The 19,261-nt window shown below is 64.5% G+C and carries 16 protein-coding genes and 2 rRNA genes; 11 read left to right on the forward strand and 7 right to left on the reverse strand.

Annotated features, from left to right (window positions below):
• From VGG51_06125 to VGG51_06140, 4 genes are all read left to right on the forward strand, one after another.
• Window positions 1-314: ribosomal RNA gene (locus VGG51_06125) — 23S ribosomal RNA — on the forward strand; the annotation flags it as partial.
• Between the two features lie 116 nt (window positions 315-430).
• A 5S ribosomal RNA gene (gene rrf / locus VGG51_06130) occupies window positions 431-547 on the forward strand.
• Between the two features lie 62 nt (window positions 548-609).
• Window positions 610-1,638: a cupin domain-containing protein gene (locus VGG51_06135; GenBank protein ID HEY1882603.1), complete on the forward strand. Its 1,029-nt coding sequence runs from the start codon at window positions 610-612 to the stop codon at window positions 1,636-1,638.
• A 2-nt stretch (window positions 1,639-1,640) separates the two neighbouring features.
• Window positions 1,641-2,618, forward strand: a complete 978-nt coding sequence (locus VGG51_06140) for a tetratricopeptide repeat protein (GenBank protein ID HEY1882604.1) — start codon at window positions 1,641-1,643, stop codon at window positions 2,616-2,618.
• Between the two features lie 31 nt (window positions 2,619-2,649).
• On the opposite strand, the gene VGG51_06145 is transcribed toward VGG51_06140, so the two are convergent.
• From VGG51_06145 to pckA, 4 genes are read right to left on the reverse strand one after another with little or no spacing between them, the layout of a single operon-like run.
• Entirely contained in the window at window positions 2,650-3,891 is a 1,242-nt protein-coding gene (locus tag VGG51_06145; GenBank protein HEY1882605.1) for a 6-phosphofructokinase, read from the reverse strand.
• Between the two features lie 6 nt (window positions 3,892-3,897).
• On the reverse strand, window positions 3,898-5,106 hold the full coding sequence (locus VGG51_06150; protein HEY1882606.1) for a hypothetical protein: 1,209 nt from the start codon (window positions 5,104-5,106) through the stop codon (window positions 3,898-3,900).
• 51 nt (window positions 5,107-5,157) lie between these two features.
• Window positions 5,158-5,754 (reverse strand): hypothetical protein, encoded by a 597-nt coding sequence (locus tag VGG51_06155; GenBank protein HEY1882607.1) that lies wholly within the window; start codon window positions 5,752-5,754, stop codon window positions 5,158-5,160.
• Window positions 5,755-5,799: 45 nt separating this feature from the next.
• Complete coding sequence (gene pckA, locus VGG51_06160) at window positions 5,800-7,596, reverse strand: phosphoenolpyruvate carboxykinase (ATP) (protein HEY1882608.1); 1,797 nt, start codon at window positions 7,594-7,596, stop codon at window positions 5,800-5,802.
• Between pckA and VGG51_06165 the strand changes: the two genes are divergently transcribed.
• On the forward strand, window positions 7,492-8,601 hold the full coding sequence (locus VGG51_06165; GenBank protein ID HEY1882609.1) for a P1 family peptidase: 1,110 nt from the start codon (window positions 7,492-7,494) through the stop codon (window positions 8,599-8,601). The genes pckA and VGG51_06165 overlap by 105 nt on opposite strands.
• Window positions 8,598-8,996, forward strand: a complete 399-nt coding sequence (locus VGG51_06170; protein ID HEY1882610.1) for a VOC family protein — start codon at window positions 8,598-8,600, stop codon at window positions 8,994-8,996. The genes VGG51_06165 and VGG51_06170 overlap by 4 nt, the downstream gene beginning before the upstream one ends.
• On the opposite strand, the gene VGG51_06175 is transcribed toward VGG51_06170, so the two are convergent.
• Window positions 8,993-10,648 carry an aldehyde dehydrogenase family protein gene (locus VGG51_06175; GenBank protein HEY1882611.1) on the reverse strand — a complete coding sequence of 552 codons (1,656 nt, stop codon included), beginning with the start codon at window positions 10,646-10,648 and terminating at the stop codon, window positions 8,993-8,995. The genes VGG51_06170 and VGG51_06175 overlap by 4 nt on opposite strands.
• On the reverse strand, window positions 10,615-11,031 hold the full coding sequence (locus VGG51_06180) for a VOC family protein (protein HEY1882612.1): 417 nt from the start codon (window positions 11,029-11,031) through the stop codon (window positions 10,615-10,617). Before VGG51_06180 ends, VGG51_06175 begins: the two co-directional genes overlap by 34 nt.
• Window positions 11,032-11,159: 128 nt before the next feature.
• Between VGG51_06180 and VGG51_06185 the strand changes: the two genes are divergently transcribed.
• Genes VGG51_06185 through VGG51_06200 form a run of 4 tightly spaced genes read left to right on the forward strand, consistent with a single transcriptional unit; the run spans window position 11,160 to window position 17,435 of the window.
• On the forward strand, window positions 11,160-14,627 hold the full coding sequence (locus tag VGG51_06185) for a DNA polymerase III subunit alpha (GenBank protein HEY1882613.1): 3,468 nt from the start codon (window positions 11,160-11,162) through the stop codon (window positions 14,625-14,627).
• Entirely contained in the window at window positions 14,624-15,898 is a 1,275-nt protein-coding gene (gene hisD / locus VGG51_06190) for a histidinol dehydrogenase (GenBank protein ID HEY1882614.1), read from the forward strand. The genes VGG51_06185 and hisD overlap by 4 nt, the downstream gene beginning before the upstream one ends.
• Window positions 15,895-16,692: a Cof-type HAD-IIB family hydrolase gene (locus tag VGG51_06195; protein HEY1882615.1), complete on the forward strand. Its 798-nt coding sequence runs from the start codon at window positions 15,895-15,897 to the stop codon at window positions 16,690-16,692. Before hisD ends, VGG51_06195 begins: the two co-directional genes overlap by 4 nt.
• Window positions 16,689-17,435 (forward strand): FtsQ-type POTRA domain-containing protein, encoded by a 747-nt coding sequence (locus VGG51_06200; GenBank protein ID HEY1882616.1) that lies wholly within the window; start codon window positions 16,689-16,691, stop codon window positions 17,433-17,435. Before VGG51_06195 ends, VGG51_06200 begins: the two co-directional genes overlap by 4 nt.
• Before the next feature lie 13 nt (window positions 17,436-17,448).
• Here VGG51_06200 and VGG51_06205 read toward each other — a convergent pair whose 3' ends face one another.
• A complete protein-coding gene (locus VGG51_06205; protein ID HEY1882617.1) occupies window positions 17,449-17,739 on the reverse strand; it encodes a hypothetical protein in 291 nt (96 codons plus the stop codon).
• A 281-nt stretch (window positions 17,740-18,020) separates the two neighbouring features.
• Here VGG51_06205 and ftsA point away from each other — a divergent pair, with 281 nt between their 5' ends.
• Window positions 18,021-19,226, forward strand: coding sequence for a cell division protein FtsA (ftsA, locus tag VGG51_06210; protein ID HEY1882618.1), 1,206 nt, complete (start codon window positions 18,021-18,023; stop codon window positions 19,224-19,226).
• Window positions 19,227-19,261: the final 35 nt, after the last annotated feature.

Genomic DNA, 19,261 nt, shown 5'->3' on the forward strand with positions numbered 1-19,261 from the left:
TCAGAACGTCGTGAGACAGTTCGGTCCCTATCCGCTGTGGGCGTAGGAGATTTGAGGAGATTGGACCCTAGTACGAGAGGACCGGGTCGAACGAACCTCTGGTGAACCGGTTGTTCCGCCAGGAGCATAGCCGGGTAGCTATGTTCGGATCAGATAAACGCTGAAAGCATATAAGCGTGAAACTGACTCCAAGATGAGATCTCAATCCCGTAAGGGTGAAGAGTCGTGGTAGACTACCACGTTGATAGGCCGGAGGTGGAAGCGTCGCAAGACGTGGAGCTGACCGGTACTAATCGCTCGGAAATTTTGATTAAACTACGCACCGCTCTCGAGGCACTGGAAGTTCTTCTCTGTACAGCTTTACAAGGTTTCCCGACGCGATTGGCTAGAGCTCCGGCTCGCCATCGCGGCGGGGATCAAGTGAAAGGTTTCTGGCGCCCATGGCGGCGGGGTCCCACCCGTTCCCATCCCGAACACGGCAGTTAAGCCCGCCAGCGCCGATGATAGTCGGGCCGCAGGGCCCCTCGAAAGTAGGACGGTGCCAGATTAATGAACGAAAGGCTCGCTGGATACAGCGAGCCTTTCTCTTTTGGGAGACCGTAGATCTTCATGAGCGACCTTCCGAATTTTAAGTTCGATCTCGAAAATGCGAAGGGATGGAGCGGCGCCGCCGGCTCGGCACGTCAGCACACCGTCAACGAGTTTCCGATTTCGCAGAGTTTCGCCGCCGTCTCGATGCGGCTGGAACCCGGCGCGCTGCGCGAGCTGCATTGGCACGCGATCGCGGCGGAGTGGGCGTACGTCATTTCGGGGCGCTGCCGCGTTACGGTGATCGCGCCCTCGGGGGACGCGGAGATCTCCGACTTCGGCCCGGGGGATGTCTGGTATTTTCCGAAAGGACACGGGCACTCGATTCAAGGGCTTGGCCCCGGCGAATGTCACTTTCTTCTGATCTTCGACGACGGCCGCTTCTCGGAGTTCGGGACGTTCAGCATTACCGATTGGATGTCGCGGACGCCGCCCGACGTGCTGGCCCAGAATCTGAGCCTGTCGCCCGAGGCGATCGCAAAGCTTCCCAAAGAAGAAGTCTACATCGCCGCCGGCGAGGTTCCGCCGGCTGCGCCGCCGCCGGCGCTCAACCCCGATCTCGCGCCGAGTCAGCTCAAGCATAAGTTCCGGCTCGGCGTCGCGCCGCTGATGCCGTTTCCAGGTGGAAGCGAACGTCTGGTCTCACAGAAGCAGTTCCCGATTGCCACCACCATTACGGGCGTGCTGCTCACGCTTGCACCCGGCGGCTTACGCGAACTGCACTGGCACCCGAACGCCGACGAGTGGCAGTACTACATCGCAGGACGCTCCGAGATCGGCGTTTTCGGCGCGAACGGAAAGTACCGCCAGGACGAGTTCGGACCGGGCGACGTCGCCTTTATCAACCGCGGCTTCGGCCACTACATTCGGCAGATCGGCAACGAAGAGACGCAGGTCCTCGTCGCCTTCAACAGCCCCGACTATCAGGAGATCTCGCTGTCGTCGTGGCTGGCGTCGAACCCGCCGCGCCTGCTCGCCGACAACTTCGGGCTCGATCTCGGCGCTGTCGAGAGGCTGCCCCACGCGGGCCGCTTCATCGTTGGGAGGTAACCATGCTGCGCATCGCGTCCGGCCTTTGTTTGGCCGCTTTCCTCGTTTTTAGCTCGAACGGCGTGGCGCTCGCGCAGGCAAGCGACGACCTGACGCGCGCCAAGCAGCTCTACGACGACGGGAAATACAAAGAGTCGGTCGCGCTGCTCACTACCTACTTGAGCGCGCACCCGGCGGACGCGTCGGCGCTCGCCGCGCGCGGTGACGACTATCAAGCGCTGGGAAACGAACAGGCGGCGATCAACGACTACAGCGGGGCACTCGCGGTCAACGGGCAATATGCGTATGCCTGGGCGTCGCGCTGCGATTCGTATCGGGCGATCGACCAAACGGCGCGCGCGTTGAGCGACTGCAACAAGGCGATCGAGCTGGATCCGAAGATGTCGTACGCCTATCGCGTGCGCGCGCTGGTGCAGCTTTCCGCCGCTAATCCGCAAGCGGCGCTGCCCGACGCAAATCGCGCCGTCGAGCTGACGCCCAACAGCCCGTTCGCGCTGAGCATCCGCTGCCACACGTACGTCGCGCTGCAAAAATACACCCAAGCGAGCAACGACTGCAACGCCGCCTTGGCAATCGATCCGAGCAGCGACATCGCCTACTTCTACCGCGGCGAGGCCGAGCTCAACCTGGCGGAGTGGGACAAAGCAATTGCGGACTTAGAGAAATCGCGCCAGCTCAATTCCGAAGAGACGAACGCCGATTATTGGCTCGCGCTGGCTTTTATGGGGAAAGGTTCCTACCCTGAGGCGCTCACCTCGATCGATGCCTACATCCAGTCGGACGCCGACGACGGCGACGGCTATTTGACCAGGGCGACGATCGAAGCCAAGCTGGGAAACTCATCCGAAGCGCGGCTCTCGGCGAGCAACGCGCTCAAACACTACATGATCGACAACGATCAAAGCGGTGCCGCGAAAGCACAGGCGCTCCTCACCGGGCTCAACGGCCCAACCCCTTCACCGCAGCCGCCGCACATCTAGTAGTAGCGACCGCGGGCTTCGGGCTGCGTTTCTACGGGCGAGCGACGTACTCGAACTGCGCGCGGAAGGCTTCGGCGCTCAGGTTCGTCTGCGCGGCGAGCGTCGCGAGCTTCCGATCGTCGGAGAGATCCGAGGGGTCGAGGTAGACCATGTAGTCGCGAGCGACGCGATAGGCTTCGGTCGTCAGGTCGACCTGACGGGTACGGATGCGCCCGGTTTCGGGATCGAGGAGATCCCTCAGGTCGAGCGGCGTCACGTGTCCGCCCGAGAGGGCGATCAGCGCGCCGCTGCCGCCGTCGAGCAGGTAGCGCACCGCGCCGAAACCCAGCGTTCGCGTGTAGTCGACGTCGAACGCGACGGGCTTGGCGCAGCGCAGCTCGTAGCCGATGTCTTTGGTATGCGGCAGGGAGTCGACGCCGATCTCGGTGAGGCGGTCCCGCACGGCATCGCGCAGGACGATGCCCAGTGGAACGTCGGCGAGCCGAATGTTGCCGAAGGAGTCGCGCCCGAGATGCTCGACCGCGTCGCGAAGGTCGTCCCAAACGTGCTCCGCGATTCCTTCGGCGACGACGGCGATGCCGTGCTCGCGCCCAAAGGAGCGCCGCTTGACGATCGAGCCGACGATGACGTCGACGACCGATGCCAGGGTGGCGCGTTCCGCGAACTCCTCGGGCAAAACCGCGACGGTCGAGCCGGAGGCTTTGCACATGCCCAGTGCCAGGGAGCCGGACTTGCGCCCCATGCAGATGACGATGTACCAGCGCGCGGTCGTGCGCGCGTCCTCCATCAGGCTTTCGAGAATTCCCGCGCCGACCGAACGCGCGGTTTCGAATCCAAAGGTCGGTGCATTGTCGGGAAGCGGCAAGTCGTTGTCGATCGTCTTCGGTACCGTTGCGACGCCGATTCGGCCGTGCATGCGCTCGGCAATCTTGGCGGCACCGTACGTCGTATCGTCGCCGCCGATGCAGACGAGATAGCGCGCGCCCAACGCCGCGAGCGAGCTGACGCAGCGCTGCAGCGTCGCCTCGTCTCGTGCCGGATTGGTGCGCGACGTGCGTAAGATCGATCCGCCGCTGGTGTGAATGCGCGAGACGCGATCGAAGTTGAGCTCGACCGTCTTCGGGGGCGCGCCTGCGGCGAGATCGCGATAGCCGTCGTAGATGCCGACGGGGCGCAGGCCGCATTTGAACGCTTCCATCGCGGCCGAAGCGATGACGCCGTTGATGCCCGGCGCGGGTCCGCCGCCGACGAGAATTGCCAACGTTTCAGCCATGCACGCTCACCGGCTGCGCGTCGGGCGAATGCGATAGATCGCGCCGCTCGCGTCGTCGGCAACGAAGAGGCTCCCGCGCGAGCCGACCGCGATTCCCGTAGGCCGCCCGGCTCGCGTAAGACAACCGCTTTGGAAACCCGTAACGAAGTCCGTCCATTGCGTCGCCGGGTTCGTCCAGTCGACCGGCTTGACCGGCACGTCGCCCTTCATCGGAATGAAGACGACGCGCGGCGGCGCGACGTAACAACCGGTGCGGTCGCGATGCCAGGAACCGTGCGCGGTCGCGAAGAGCCCGCCGCGATAGCGCGCGGGAAACGCGTAGGGGCCGGCCGGCGAAAGCGGATAGAACGTCGCGCCGATGATCGTCGAGTACGCGGGAAGGACGATGAGCGGAGCCACCGTGTGCGAACAATCCGCACCGGGCCAATACGCATGATGGTTCTCCTCGCATAGCGGCCAGCCATAATCGGCAACGCCGGCGTGCGCCGAGAGATCGTCGAGAAACTCGTACGGATGCCCGAAGGCGAGATCGTCTTGCCCGGCCCCGCCGACCCATACCGCGTTGCTCTGTGGGTTCACGGCAAGCGCGATGCCGTTTCGAAGCCGCTTCGCGCGCTGATGAAATTCGCTGCCCGACGCTTCCATGACGGAGACCGCGGCGCGTGTCGGATCGGGTTCGACGCATGGGCTCGCTCCGCCGTTCATACGCGCGTTGCACGACGAGCCGGCGGAGACATAGACGAGCCCCTTCGAAAATGCGAGCGATGTCGTATTGTGCACGTCGCCGTCCGTACCCGGCGCCACCGGTCCGCTACGAACGTCGGCAATCCGGCGCGGCTGGAGAGGGCGCCCCGAGGTGGGATCCGCGATGGCCCAGACGTGATGCGTCGTCGCGACGAGCAGCTCCGATCGCTGCGCAACGAAGGTGACGCCCGCAGCCAGGTCGTCGGGCAACGACGCGAGGACCCGCGCCTGGCCGGGGTTCGATTCCGCGTTGGGGACGAGATAGAGGTCGCGGCCGTTGGTGGCGACGACCAAATCGCCGTTTGGCAGCGCAGCGAGTTCTCGCGCGCCGCCGACCGAGGCGATCGACTCGATCGTAAAACCCGGAGGTACGTCTAACTTCGGGCTCGCCAGCGCGGCGCAGGCCGAGATGAGGGTTGCCGGCAGCGCGACACAACAAAAGACTCCCGCTCGTCTCGAATTAACTCTCACGGGAGCCTTACTTACCCTTGACGGCCGGCGCGCATGCCGGCGCCGCGCAAACTACGCCGGGGGTTGCTGATCCGGCGGCGCTTGGCCCTGAGGCGGGCCTTGATTCGGAGGCGGGCCCTGCTCGGGCGGCCCCTGCTCTGGCGGCCCCTGCTCGGGCGGCCCCTGATTGGGTTGTCCCTGGTACTGCTGGCCTTGATCGGGCTGGCCCTGATCCGGCTGCCCTTGATAACCTTGCGGTTGCTGCTGGGGGTTCTGACCTTGGTAGTTGGCGCCTTGACCTTGGCCGCGGCGCTGCATCTGAGCGCGATGCGCTTGACGCTCCTGCTGGTATTGGCCCTGCTGATCCGAACTGAGCACGCCCATGATCTGACGGTGCAGCTCCTTGGTGGCGTTACGATCGACGGGGCTGCCCGCCGGGTGAGACTGCGAATACTGATCGACCATCGACTGAATTCGCTGCTGCTGATCCCCGGAGAGGTTCAGGTGGCCAAATCGCTTCATCCAGCGGTGCTGGATCTTTGCGGCGCTCGGCGTCGTGTGTTGATGGCGTGTTTGTGCACCCGGCTGCTGGCTTTGCTGGGCCAAGGCAGAGACCGGTACGGCAAGCGCCACCGCTAAGGCGCCCGCGGTAAGGAGGTTGATCTTCATGGGATGATCTTAGCGGTGGCCCCGGCTAGCCGCCTGAACCTGCGATTAGGACCGGGCAAGCGGTTTAATCGCAACCGCATTGACCGCGTCCGAGACGTGCCCTTCGAAACGCTTGAAATTGTCGAAGAAGAGCTGCGATAGCTTGCGCGCCTGCGCGTCGTAAGCGTCCTTGTCGGCCCAGGCGTTACGCGGATTCAAAACCTCCGTCGGGACCTCCGGAACGGCGGTCGGAACCGCTAAGCCAAAGAACGGCTCGGTTTCGTACGAATCGGGAATCCGGCCCTCGATCGCGGCGTTGACCATCGCGCGGGTGTGCGCGATCGACATACGGTGGCCGACTCCGTACGGACCGCCGGTCCAGCCCGTGTTCACCAGCCAGCACGTCACCTTGTGCTCGTCGATCTTTCGCCCGAGCAGACGCGCGTACACCGTCGGATGGTGGACCATGAACGGTGCGCCGAAGCAGGTCGAGAACGTTGCCTGCGGCTCGCTGATCCCACGCTCCGTACCGGCAACCTTCGCGGTGTAGCCCGAAAGGAAGTGGTACATCGCCTGTTCGGGCGTCAGCTTCGAGATCGGCGGCAGAACGCCGAATGCGTCGGCCGTGAGCATGATGATCGTTCTTGGGTGTCCCGCCTGGCTCGACGGGACGATATTGAGAATGAATTCGAGCGGATAGGCCGAGCGCGTGTTCTCCGTTTTCGCATCCGAGTCGACGTCGAGTTGACGCGTCTGCTCGTCGTACACGACGTTCTCGATAACGGTGGAGAAGCGATTGGTGGCCGCCCAAATCTCGGGCTCGGCCGTCGGGGAGAGACGAATCACCTTCGCGTAGCAGCCGCCTTCGAAGTTGAAGACGCCGTCGGCAGACCAACCGTGCTCGTCGTCGCCGATCAGCGGCCGGCGAGAATCGGACGAGAGCGTCGTCTTTCCGGTGCCCGAGAGGCCGAAAAGAATCGCAACGTCGCCCTGCCGGCCTTGATTAGCCGAGCAGTGCATCGGCAGCGTCTCGCGCAGCGGCAGCAGGTAGTTCATGACCGTAAATACCGACTTCTTGATTTCGCCGGCGTAACGCGTTCCGCCGATGAGGATCATGCGCCGTGCAAAGTTTACGAGAATGAAGGTTCCCGAACGAGTTCCGTCACGCTGCGGATCGGCTTGGAAAAGCGCCGCATCGACGACCGTGAACTCCGGAACAAAATCGGCGACCGGGCGTTCCGGCGTGATGAAGAGATGGCGCGCGAACAGATTATGCCAGGCAAGCTCCGTATAGACCCGGATCGGAACTCGATAGCGTTCGTCGGCGCCGGCGTAACAATCGAGCGAATAGACTTCACGCTCCGAGAGATAGGCGGCGACACGGTCCCACAACGCGTCGAATTGCTCCGGGGCGATCGCTTGATTCGCTTCGCTCCAATCGATGTGCGCTTCGCTCGAGGGTTCGCGAACGAAGAATTTGTCTTTGGGAGAGCGGCCGGTGTGCGGACGCGTGTCGACGATCAGCTGTCCGCTCGGGCCGAGCACGCCTTCGCCTCGCGCGATCGCGTGCTCGATCAGCGCCGGTGCGGAGAGGTTCTCCCACAGTTTAACGACCTTGAGTTTTTCGGGAAGCGAAAGAATGGTGACTCCTCCTGTATATCCTGCTAAAACGGCTTCTCTAATAGTGCTTTCCCACGCTGCATGAACGAGCCTGCAGGCGGTACTTCCATTGAGTCCAATGCAGGAAGCATGCGCTGGATGCTTCTCCTGCCCACCCTTGCCGTTCTCCCTTTCCACTTCGGGTTCTTTGCGACCGGTCCGCTGGATGCGATAACCGACGTCACCGGCGTCCGCGTCGGGCATGTGACCAAAGTCGAAGGAAGTGACGCTCGTACCGGTGCGACGGCCGTTCTTCCCAACCCGGACCCCTGGGACCACAAGGTGTCGGCTGCATTCTTCGCTTTCAACGGCAACGGCGAGATGACGGGCACACACTGGATCGACGAGTCCGGCTATCTCGAAGAGCCGATCGTGTTGACCGACACGCTGGACGTTGGACGCGCGGCCGACGGCGTCGTCAGCTGGGTTATCCAGCACCACCCGGCGGTCGGTCGCGGCGACGACGTTCCCCTGCCGGTGGTCGCGGAATGCGATGACGGGCTACTGAACGACATTCAGGCGCGAGCGGTCACGCCGAGCGACGTGGTCGGCTTGCTCAACTCCGCCGCGCCGGGCCAGTTCGCACGAGGCAGCGTCGGCGCCGGTACCGGAATGAACGCGTTCGGCTTCCGCGCGGGAATCGGCTCCGCGTCGCGCGTGTTGCCGGCCGGCGAAGGCGGCTATCGCGTCGGCGTGCTGGTCAATGACAACACCGGAAGCCGCCGGCGTCAGCTCAACATCGTCGGCGTACCCGTCGGCGAGCGTCTCGAAAGCGAGTATCGTCCGATCTATCCCAAGCGAACCGCGCTGCACGGGCGACTTGCCGAAGGAAGCATCGTGATCGTTATTGCGACCGACGCTCCGCTGAACGGCCGCCAGCTGCGTGCGTTGACGCTGCGCGCGGCGATGGGAATGGCGAGGACGGGATTGACGTCCTCAACGGGCAGCGGCGATCTGATTATCGGGTTCTCGACATCGCACGTCTTCGAGCGGGTTGCAAACTATACCGTCGAGGCGCCGAAACAGCCGATTCTCGAGGACGACGACGCGCTCGATGCGCTCTATACGGCGACCGCAGAAGCGACCCAGGCCGCGATCTACGACGCGCTCTTCGAAGCCAAGACGATGACGGGACGTAACGGTGCGACCGTCTACGCGCTCCCAGCCCAGCGAGTGCTGGAGATGCTGCAGACGGCGCGCGCGATATGAAAATAGAGCTTGGCGTGGTCGGACACTTCGGACTCGCCGTGCGCGATCCGAAAGCGAGCGCGCGGTGGTGGCGGCGACTCTTCGATCTCGAGACGATCTTCGAAGGCGACGACTACGTGGGCCTATCGAACGAACACGTCACGATCGTCCTGCACGCGGGCGTGCCGCATCCGGCGACGCTCGGCCATATGTCGTTCCATCTGCCGAGCATGGCGCGTTTGCGCGGGGCGCTCGAGCTTCTCAAACAGCATCACATCGACGTCGAAGACCCCGGCGACGAGATCGGGCCGGAGACGCCCGGCTCGCCGCACATGGGGTTGTGGTTTCACGATCCCGACGGCTATCGTTGGGAGCTTTCCGTTCAGTACGGCGGAGCGCTAGCCGGTCAGCGTTAGCCAGGCGATCGTGGCGAGCCGCAACGGCGACGGCTTGACTTCGAGCGCACAGAGCGCCGCTCCGATGCCGCCTGGTTGCGATGGGCGATAAACCAGGGCGGCCGTAGCGCGCGAATCGCCGGAAGGAAAGGCGCGCGCAGGACGGCCTTTTGGGTATTGGAGAGCAGCAGCGAGTTATGGACGACGCCTTGGCCGCTCGGGCTCGCCGTGCCGGTTTGGCCGCGGTAGGCGCCCCACGGAACGGCGGGCAGCAGAAAGCCGACGCCGCTCCAGATGTTGACTCCGAGGCACCCATACTGCAGTGACGCCAGTGCCTCGTCGATCGCCCGGCGACTCTTTCGCTGCGTTTGCGGATCGACGATCAGGGTGGCGGCCAGATCCCCGCGCAGCCGCTGGTTGCAGAAGTCTACCGCGGCGCGAAGGTAACTCTCGGCGTCGCCGGCGTCGAGCGAGACGACGGCGAGGAGCGGCCCGAACGCTTCGCGCGAAAAGAGCGGCTCTCGCATGTCGTTCGGATCGGCGGGGAGGATCGCGCGTGCGCTCCGTTCGTCTCCGGCGCCGCCGAACGTCACGGCTCCCGGGCGCCCGGCGGCGAGTGCAGCGCAACGCTCGCGCGAGGCGGGATAGTAGGCAATCCGGTCGGGCGCGGCCGCGAACGTGCGGCGCAGCTCGCCGATGAATGCTTCTCGCTGGCGCCAACGCGCGCAGAGCACGAGCACCTGCAGCGCGATGCAGTTGAAGCCGTTGTTGTGCAGCTTCGCTGAGGCGAGCTGTTCGGCGTGGAAACGCAGCGCGCGCTCGCTCCACCGTCCGGGGAGAACGATTACCGGGCTGACGTTGCCAAGCTCGCTCGTGATCGGCTTGCCGGCGGCGTTTTCAGCCGCGATGTCGCAATAGGTCGCCTCGCTACCGGTAACGTGGATCGCGTCCACCAGCGGATGCGTGCAGAGGTAGCGCCCGACGGCGGCGTCGCCGTACGCGAAACGAAGGTACCCGTCGTCGACGAGGGGTGCGAGCGCGCCCTCGAAGATCGAAGCGAGGTAGCCGAGCAACGGGTGCACCTTCAGCACGCAGACCGCGCCCTCGGCGACCAGCTTATACAGCACGTCGAGCAGCCCAATCGAACTGATATTTCCCGCGCCGAGGACCGCTACGACCGCCGGCGCCGCACGGCGTTGCCGGTACCAGCCGGCGACGCTTTCGCCAAGATTCTCCGCGGTGACGCCCGGCCGCATCCAGACTTCGGCGCGCAGGCCGGGCTGAAGCAGCCGCTCACGCAGCCCCGCCGGATAGACCTCGACGGCGATCTGGGACCCTCCCCGCCCGACCGGTCGTGACTTGAGGTTCGACCGTTCTCGCGCTTCGATTCGGCGAAGGGTGGCGATGAAGGCGCTCAGCGCGTTGAGCACCGCCCAGGGACCAGTGATGGCCTCCTCCCCGGCGAGGGAGGTGCCCGCCGTACCCTTTGCCTCGGCAGCGAGATCCGCCCAGCGCGGCGCAGCCGCGGCGGTCGACGCTCGGCACGCGGTCAGCAGCTCGATCTTGCGGGCGATCGGGAGCGACGTCGAGCGCCTCGCTCCCCCGCGGAGTTCGAGCAGATCGCGGTCGAGCCGGCCGGTTATCCCTCGGCCTGGTCTACGCTGACCATCCACTGCACGCCGAACCGGTCGGTAAGCGCTCCGAACTTCCCGCCCCAAAACGCTTGCTCCAAGGGCATGTCGACCTTGCCCGCCTCCGCCAGCGCGTTAAAGACGCGTTCGCCCTCGGCGTCGTCGGTGGTCGAGAGGCAGAGAGCGACGTCGTCCTCGCCGTCGGGTCCGGGTCCGGGCCGGCCGTCCGAGGCCATGAACCTCACGCCGTCGGCCTGGAACTTCGCGTGCATGACTTTGTCTTTGTAACTCGCGTCGACTTGCGATTCCATCGGCGATCCCGCGAAACGATTGAGGCCGGAAATTTCGCCGCGCAGGCACTCTTTGTAGAAGTTCAGCGCCTCCTCGCAACGGCCATGAAAAAAGAGATAGGGTTCGAGCTGCATGTCAAGCTGGCTCCTTTCGGACGCGCTGCTTCGCGCTCGCGAAGCGGAGCTCCGTCCGTGCGCAGGCGCCTTTTCGCAGGGTCGCGCGCCGCGCATACGGTACATGTTAACCTCGTGGGAAAGCGCGCTTGAACCGGTTCGTCCACCTTCACGTCCATTCGGAATACTCGCTTCTTGACGGCGCTTGCCGCATCGACCGCCTCTGCCGGAGAGCCGCGGAGGAAGGAGCGACCGCCGTCGCCCTGACCGATCACGGCGTAATGTACGGCGCGATGGAGTTTTACTACACCGCGAGAGAAATGGGGCTTACTCCTATTCTCGGGTGTGAGGCCTACCTCGCGCCGCGCGGGCGCCTCGACCGCAGCGCCAGAGAAGAGGCGCACGTTACGCTGCTGGCCGCCGATCTGGTCGGCTACCGCAATCTGGTCGCGCTCGTATCCAAAGGCTTCCTCGAGGGCTACTACTACAAGCCGCGCATCGACCTCGACTTGCTCGCACAGCACAACGACGGCTTGATCGTTCTTTCCGGCTGCATGTCGGGGCTCGTCGCCGCTCCGATGCTGCGCGGCGACGAGGCGACGGCGCGACAGAACGCCAAGACGTACCGCGAAATTTTCGGCGACCGGTTCTACATCGAAGTGATGCGCCACGGGATGCCCGAGCAGGACGCGATCAACGAAGGCCTCGTCCGCCTGGCGCGCGAGCTCGAGATTCCAATCGTCGCGACCAATGATTCGCACTACCTCGAACAAAAAGACGCGGCGGCGCACGACGTGCTGCTGTGCATCGGCACGGGCAAGACCGTCTCCGATACGAACCGGATGAGGTTCTACTCCGACCAGTTCTATCTCAAGAGCGGCGCCGAGATGTACGAGCTGTGGAGCGACTATCCGGAGGCCTGCGAGAATACGGCGCGCATCGCCGATCGGGTCGACATCCGTATTCCCGAAAAGATCTTCCACCTGCCGCAGTATCCCGTACCGGGCGAAGCGGACGACGCGGCGCGAAGCGATGCGGAATACCTGCGCGAGCTTTGCGAGCTCGGGCTGTGCGAACGGTACGGCGACGACCGCGTCTCCAGCGACCCGAGCCTGCGTACCCGCCTGGACTACGAGCTCGACGTGATCACGAAGATGGGCTTCTCTTCGTACTTCTTGATCGTCTGGGATTTCATCAAATACGCACGCGACTGCGGGATTCCGGTGGGGCCGGGGCGCGGCTCGGCGGTCGGCTCGCTCGTCGCGTACTGCCTAAAGATTACCGACCTCGATCCGCTGCGCTTCAATCTGCTCTTCGAGCGCTTTCTCAACCCCGAGCGAATCTCGATGCCGGATATCGACACGGATTTCTGCGTCGAGCGGCGCGATGAAGTGATCGCGTACGTTACCGAAAAATACGGCAAGGATCGCGTCGCGCAGATCGTGACCTTCGGCACGATGGCCGCGCGGGCGGCCGTGCGAGACGCGGGCCGGGCGCTCGCCGTGCCGCTGCCCGACGTCGACCGCATCGCGAAGCTGATTCCGGCCGGCCCCGGCGGCTTGACGATCTCCAAGGCGATCGAGCAGATCCCCGAGCTGCGCTCGATCTACGCGATGCAGCCGCAGATACGCAAGCTGCTCGACACGGCCAAAGAGATCGAAGGGCTGGCGCGCAACGCGGGGACGCACGCCGCCGGCGTCGTCATTTCGGCCGGTCCGCTCACGGAGTACACGCCGCTCGTGCGCTTCGGCGACGGCGGCGTCAACACGCAGTACGACATGAACTGGATCGAGCGCATCGGCCTGCTGAAAATGGATTTTCTCGGCCTTCGCAACCTTACCGTCATGGAGAACGCGGTGCGCGAGATCCGGCGCACGATCGATGCCGAGTTCGACCTCGCAACGATCCCGCTCGACGACGCCAAGACCTTCGAAATGCTCGGGCGCGGCGAGACGATGGGCGTCTTTCAGCTCGAGTCGGAGGGGATGAAGCGAGTCTGCGCCGAGCTTCAGCCATCACGCTTCGAGGACATCGTCGCGCTCGTCGCGCTCTACCGTCCCGGCCCGATGGACTGGATTCCCCAGTACATCGCCAACAAACACGGCCGGTCGAAGCCGCACTACCTGCATCCCAAGCTCGAGCCGATACTGGCCGAGACCTACGGCACCGCCGTCTACCAGGAGCAGGCGATGCAGCTGGCGCGCGAGATCGCCGGCTTCACGATGAGCGAAGCCGACGAACTCCGTAAGGTCATCGGGAAAAAGCAAAAGGAGAAGATCCCGCTCTATCAAGAGAAGTTCGTAACCGGCGCGATGCGAACCTCGGGAATCGATCGCGCGCTCGCGGAGAAAATCTTCCATTTCGTCGAGCCCTTCGCGGGCTACGGCTTCAACAAGTCGCACGCCGCCGCGTATGCCTGGATCGCTTTGCAGACCGCCTATCTGAAGGCCAATCACCCGCTGCAGTATCTCGCGGCGCTGATGACCTCGGTGAAGGACAAGACCGACAAGCTCGTCGAGTACATCGACGAAGCGAAGAAGATCGGCATCGAGGTGCTGCCGCCGGATGTCAACGAATCGCTGGTCGACTTTGCCGTCGTCGGTGCTTCGATACGCTTTGGTTTGGCCGCGATCAAAGGCGTCGGCGAGGCGGCGGTGCGGGCGATCATCGAGGCCCGGGATCGGGACGGCCGGTTCGGCGATCTCTTCGACCTTGCGTCGCGCGTCGATGCCAGGCACGTCAACCGACGCGTTTTGGAGGCGCTGATCAAGTGCGGTGCCCTCGACTCCACGAGCGGAAACCGCGCGCAGAAACTGGCGGCGCTCGACACGGCTCTCGAGCTCGCCGCGCGGACGACACGCGACGCAGAACTTGGACAAGCCTCGCTCTTCGGAAGCGGCGCCGCCGATGGGCCCGTCCTCGCGCCGAAACTCCCCAGCGTCGTCGCGCCGACGACCCGCGAGATGCTGACGTGGGAGCGCGAAACGCTCGGCATCTTCGTCTCGGGCCACCCGCTCGCCGAGATCGAGCCGGCATTGCGACGCGGCGGCGCGGTCCCGATGAAAGAGCTTCCCGATCTGCAAGACGACGCGCCGGTTACGATCGCGGGTGCGGTTACGTCGGTCCGCCGGACGCTGACGAAGTCGGGACAGCAGCTTTTGCTGGCACAGCTCGCCGATACGACGGGGTTCTGCGACGTGGTGCTCTTTTCGAAGATGTACGCAAGCTACGCGCAGCTGTTCGAAGATGACGCCGTCCTGATCGTGAAAGGCCGGCTGCGATTTCGCGAGCGCCCGGGGGGCGCACCGGGAGACGAACCGCGCGTCGAGCTCTCGGTGGCTGCCAACGAAGTCTCGAACTTTGTTCCACCGCCCGTTGCGCTGGTCAGGCCAGGCTCCCGCGGCTGGCACGTCGACGTAACGGACCGCGAGCAGATCGACCGGCTCGCGCTCCTGATCGACGAGTGGCCGGGAGAGGTTCCCGTCGTCCTGCACGTTGCGGGCCGTTCGCAGCGCGTTGCCCGCGCGATCGCCGGCGATGCGCGCGTGCGCGGCGAGCTCGAACGTATCTTCGCACCGCACGGAGTGCGCGAAGGCACGCTGGACGCGTACGGATGAGGGTCATCGCCGCCGGCGATCCGAGTTCGTTGACCGGCGTCGTCTTCACCGGCTGGAGCGCGCCCGAAGCGGTGCGCACCGAAGTCGCCGGTATTCTCGCTGCGGTCGAGGCGCGCGGCGACGCAGCCGTGATCGAGTACGCGCGCCGCTTCGACGACGCGCCGTTCGACACGTCGCTGCGCGTCGCGATTCCGATGCTCGACAACCTGCGGCCGCACGTACCGCGCGAGATCGCCGCGGCCCTCGATTTGGAACGGGAACGCCTGACGCGCTTTCATCAGCGTCAGCGCCTGCCCGATATCTCCTACGTCGAAGAAGACGGATCGCGCTATGCCGTAGCGCGCCGTCCTTTGAGATCCGTCGCGGTATACGCGGCGCGCTCGGGGGCATTGAGCTCGATCCTCATGGGTGCGGTGCCGGCGAAGATAGCGGGGGTGGCGCGGATCGCGGTCTTGTCGCCGCCCGGCGCAGACGGCTTCGATGCCGCACTGCTCTTTGCGTGCGCTCTCTGCGGCGTCGACGAGCTCTACGCCGTCGGCGGCGCGCAGGCGATCGCCGCGGCCGCGTTCGGCACGCACTCGCTGCGCGCGGTCGATAAGATCGTTGGCCGCGGCGGTACGTGGACGACCGAGGCGAAGCGCCAGATCTACGGGCGTTGCGGCATCGACGGCTTATCCGGTCCGCCGGAAGCCCTGATCGTCGCCGACGAGGGAGCGAGCAGCGAATACGTCGTCGGAGAGCTGCTGGCAGCCGCGGAACGGCCCGGCGTCGCGCGAGCGGTCGTGATCTCGGAGTCGCGCTCGCTGCTCGAGGCCGTCGCTCAACTGATCGACACGCTCGACCTGGAATCCCTGGAGCGCAGCGAGGCCGTTCGCAAGGTAATCGCGACCAACGCCCGGCTCGTTGCCGTCGGGTCGCGAGACGAGCTTTTCAACCTGATCAACCGGTTTGCGCCGGCGTATCTCTGCCTGCAGGTGCGCGACGCGTGGTCGTACCTCGAACGGATTACGACGGCGGGCACGATTCTGATCGGTGACTCGACGCCGTTGGTCAGCGGGGAGTACCTGGCGGGGACCAACGCTATCGCCCCGGCCGGGGGAACCGCCCGTTTCGCTTCTTGCCTCTCGCTGGCGGACTTCACCCGCAGCTTCAGCGCGGTTGAAAACAGCGCCGAGCGGCTCGCCGCGGATGCCGGCGTTTTGGCTGCACTCGCCGAGCGCGACGGTTTCCTGCACCACGCCCAAACCGCACGAATGCGCCAAGACCGATGATTCGGCTGGTGGCCTTCGACGTTGACGGAACGCTCGTCGGCCGAAACCTTTCGATCTCGAGCGCCGTCCGGGCAGCGATCGAACGAATGAAGGCTGCCGGCGTCTCGGGGTGTCTGGTGACCGGCCGGATGTACCGTGCAACGCTGCCCTTCGCGCGCGAGCTTGGCTTCAATGCGCCGATAATCTGCTATCAAGGCGCGGCGATCATCGACCCGGAGAGCGACGCGGTGCTGGATCATCGAGCCCTGGAAAACGACGTCGTGCGCGAGCTTGCATCGCTGGCCGAGCGGGACCGCATGCACTTGCAGCTCTATCGGAACGACGAGTATTACTGCGAGTCGCGCAATCGCTTTTCGGAACTCTACGCGTCGCTGGCCCAGAGCGAATCCATCGTCGTACCTTCCCTGCGCGAGGCGTTTGCCGATAGTCCCGCGACGAAGGGAGTCGTCGTGGCCGACGCGCCGGAGGCCGCGGCCTACGCCGTAAAGCTGCGCGACACGCTCGGAGGACGCGCGTACGTGACGCGCAGTTTACCGGAGTTCGTCGAGATACTCGATCCGCAGGTCGACAAAGGGGCTGCGCTGCGTTTCGTTGCCGAGCGCCTTGGCGTACCGCTCGAGCAGACCGCAGCGATCGGCGACTCCTGGAACGACGCGCCGCTGTTGCGCGTTGCCGGGCTCGGGATTGCGATGGGCTCGTCGCCGCCGGAGCTGCGCGAAACCGCCGACGCCATCGTCGCCGATCTCGAACACGACGGAGTGGCCGAGGCGATCGAACGGTTCGTGCTCGCGTGAGCTACGCGAGGACGCGCCGGACAAAACGCTCGCCGGCGTCGCGAGTGCGCCCGTTTTGGATCCTTTTTACCCTCGCGGGGATTGTGGTCGCCGGCGCCCTCGGGTTCTTCGCAACCTGGCCCGGCTTCGATCTCGCGCACGTCGCCGTGTCGGGAAACCGCAAGGTAACGACCAGCGAGATTCTGCAAGCCGCACGGATCTCGCCCAACCGGAGCATCTGGCTCGAGAACACCGGGGCCATCGCCGCGCGCATCGGGCGAATTCCGTACGTTGAGTCGGTGTCGATCCACCGGCTCCCGCCGGCCACGCTCAAGATCGTCGTGCGCGAGCGCGTGCCGGTCGCCGTACTGCAAGTGGACGACGATACCGCGGTCGTCGACCGCTCGCTTCGCGTGTTAGAAGAACCGGCCAGCACGCAAACCCTTCCGGTTTTGTCGCTTGGCACAACGCTTACGTTGACACCCGGCGAGTTCGTTACATCGAAGGACGCGCTGGAGCTGCGAGACGCCTACGAAACCTTATCGGGCAAAGGCACGAAGGTGACGGCGCTCTCGCTGGATCGTTACGGGGACTTGGCGGCGGAGCTTCCGGGGGGCATGCGCCTGTTGCTGGGCGCGCCCGAAAATCTAGAGAAAAAGATTGCGCTTGCCGGCGCGATCATCTCGCAAACCGGCGGCACGCAGCGAAAAATCTCGGCGCTCGACCTTCGCGCGCCGAACACGCCGGTGATCGTCTATCGCTAGGAGCGACAGCCGTCTAGTGGGTAGTGAGGTCCAAGTAGACCATGACCGTGCCGCTGATCAGCGACAGCTTGATCTGGTCGTTCGGCTGGAGCTTCGAAAAGTCGACCGAAGCGCGCCCCGCCGCGAGCGTCACGTCGTTGCCGTTATCCATCTGGACTTGCACGTGTTTCGGATCGACGATTTTCTCGACTTTCACGGTGTACGTCCCGTCCGGCAGCGTGGTCGCGGCGACCGTCGCGGCGTGCGCGCAAAGCGGAGCAAGCGGTCCGAGCGTCAGGGCGAGCAAAGCAAACGTGCGATTCACTAAAGACTCCCGATGATAAAAAGGAGTGCGATTAACAATGGATCATACCCGATGTCGAGACTTGCTGCCAGAGGCGGAGCGATTTTTTATCGTTGGGATTTGTGCACAAGTTCTCCACACAAGTAGGCGATTTGTCCTCAAGGAGATGAGCCTGCGTGCGCTAAGGCTTGGCAATCCGCGCGGCTCCGTCTATACGTAGTAGGAGTCGAGCGAAATAACCACAATATATCGTGGTTAAACTCCCCCCGGAGCAACTCGAAAACAGATAGGTGACGGAGCGCATGAAGCACGAGACCCTTTGCGGGCTCGATATCGGTACGACCAAGACCTGTATGGTCGTCGCGACGGCCGGCCCGACGGGCCTCGAAATCGTCGGCTTCGGTGAGGCTCCGACCCTGGGAATGCGCAAAGGGGTCGTCGTCGATTTGGACGAGACAATCAAGTCGATCGAGGCCGCGACGGAGAGGGCCGAACGGATGGCCGGGGTGCACTTCAACGAAACGCTCGTCGGCATCACCGGCGAGCACATTCGCAGCACGAATAACCGTGCCGTCGTCGCGGTCTCCAGCGAGGATCGCGAGGTAACCTCGGGGGACGTGCGGCGCGTCATCGACGCGAGCAAGATCATCAATCTTCCCAGCGACCGGCAGATCATCCACGCGCTGCCCCGGTATTTTACCGTGGACGGCCAGGAGGGCGTCAGCGACCCGATCGGGATGTCCGGCGGGCGCCTCGAGGTAGACACGCACATCGTAACCGGCAGCACCAGCTTCATCACCAACGTGCTGAAGTGCGTCGAGCGAGCCGGGCTTGAAACCAGCGGCGTCGTTTTCGAGCCCCTGGCGAGTTCGGCGGCGACGCTGCTCGCCGAAGAGAAGCAGGTTGGAGTCGTCATGCTCGACATCGGCGGCGGCACGACCGACATCGCCGTCTATTCGCTGGGCAGCGCGATTTATACGGCGACGATTCCGGTCGGCGGAAACATCCTGACCAGCGATATCTCCTTGGGCTTGAAGACGACGCTGTCGGAGGCCGAAGACGTGAAGAAACGCCATGGCGCCAGCGAGCGAGGCGAGCCCTTCTCCGTGCGCACCCTGGACGGTCGGGCTAAAAGAGAGCACTCGACCGCCGAGCTGCGCCAGATCGTCGTGCCGCGAGTTTTGGAGACGCTGCGCATGGCCCGCCAGAAGATCGTCGAAAACGTGCCGCGCGACCTCGTGCTCGGAGAGGTCGTGCTGACGGGCGGCGGCGCGTTGCTGCCCGGCATCGAACCGATCGCCGAGGAAGTCTTCAATCTGCCGATTCGGGTGGGAACGGCGAACTCGATCGGCGGATTGACCGATGCGATGGCCTCGCCGCAGTATGCGACGGCCCTCGGACTCGTCGTCTTCGGCGCAAATGGCCACGGCGAAGATGCGGTCCACGGAAGGCGGCGTAACGGCATCGGAGGGCGAATCCAGCGCTGGCTCGCAGATCTATGGACCTAGAGAGACCCGATCCCTCGCTCCCTAACCTTTTTTCG

It is taken from the genome of Candidatus Cybelea sp. (assembly GCA_036489315.1).
GTDB lineage: Bacteria > Vulcanimicrobiota > Vulcanimicrobiia > Vulcanimicrobiales > Vulcanimicrobiaceae > Cybelea.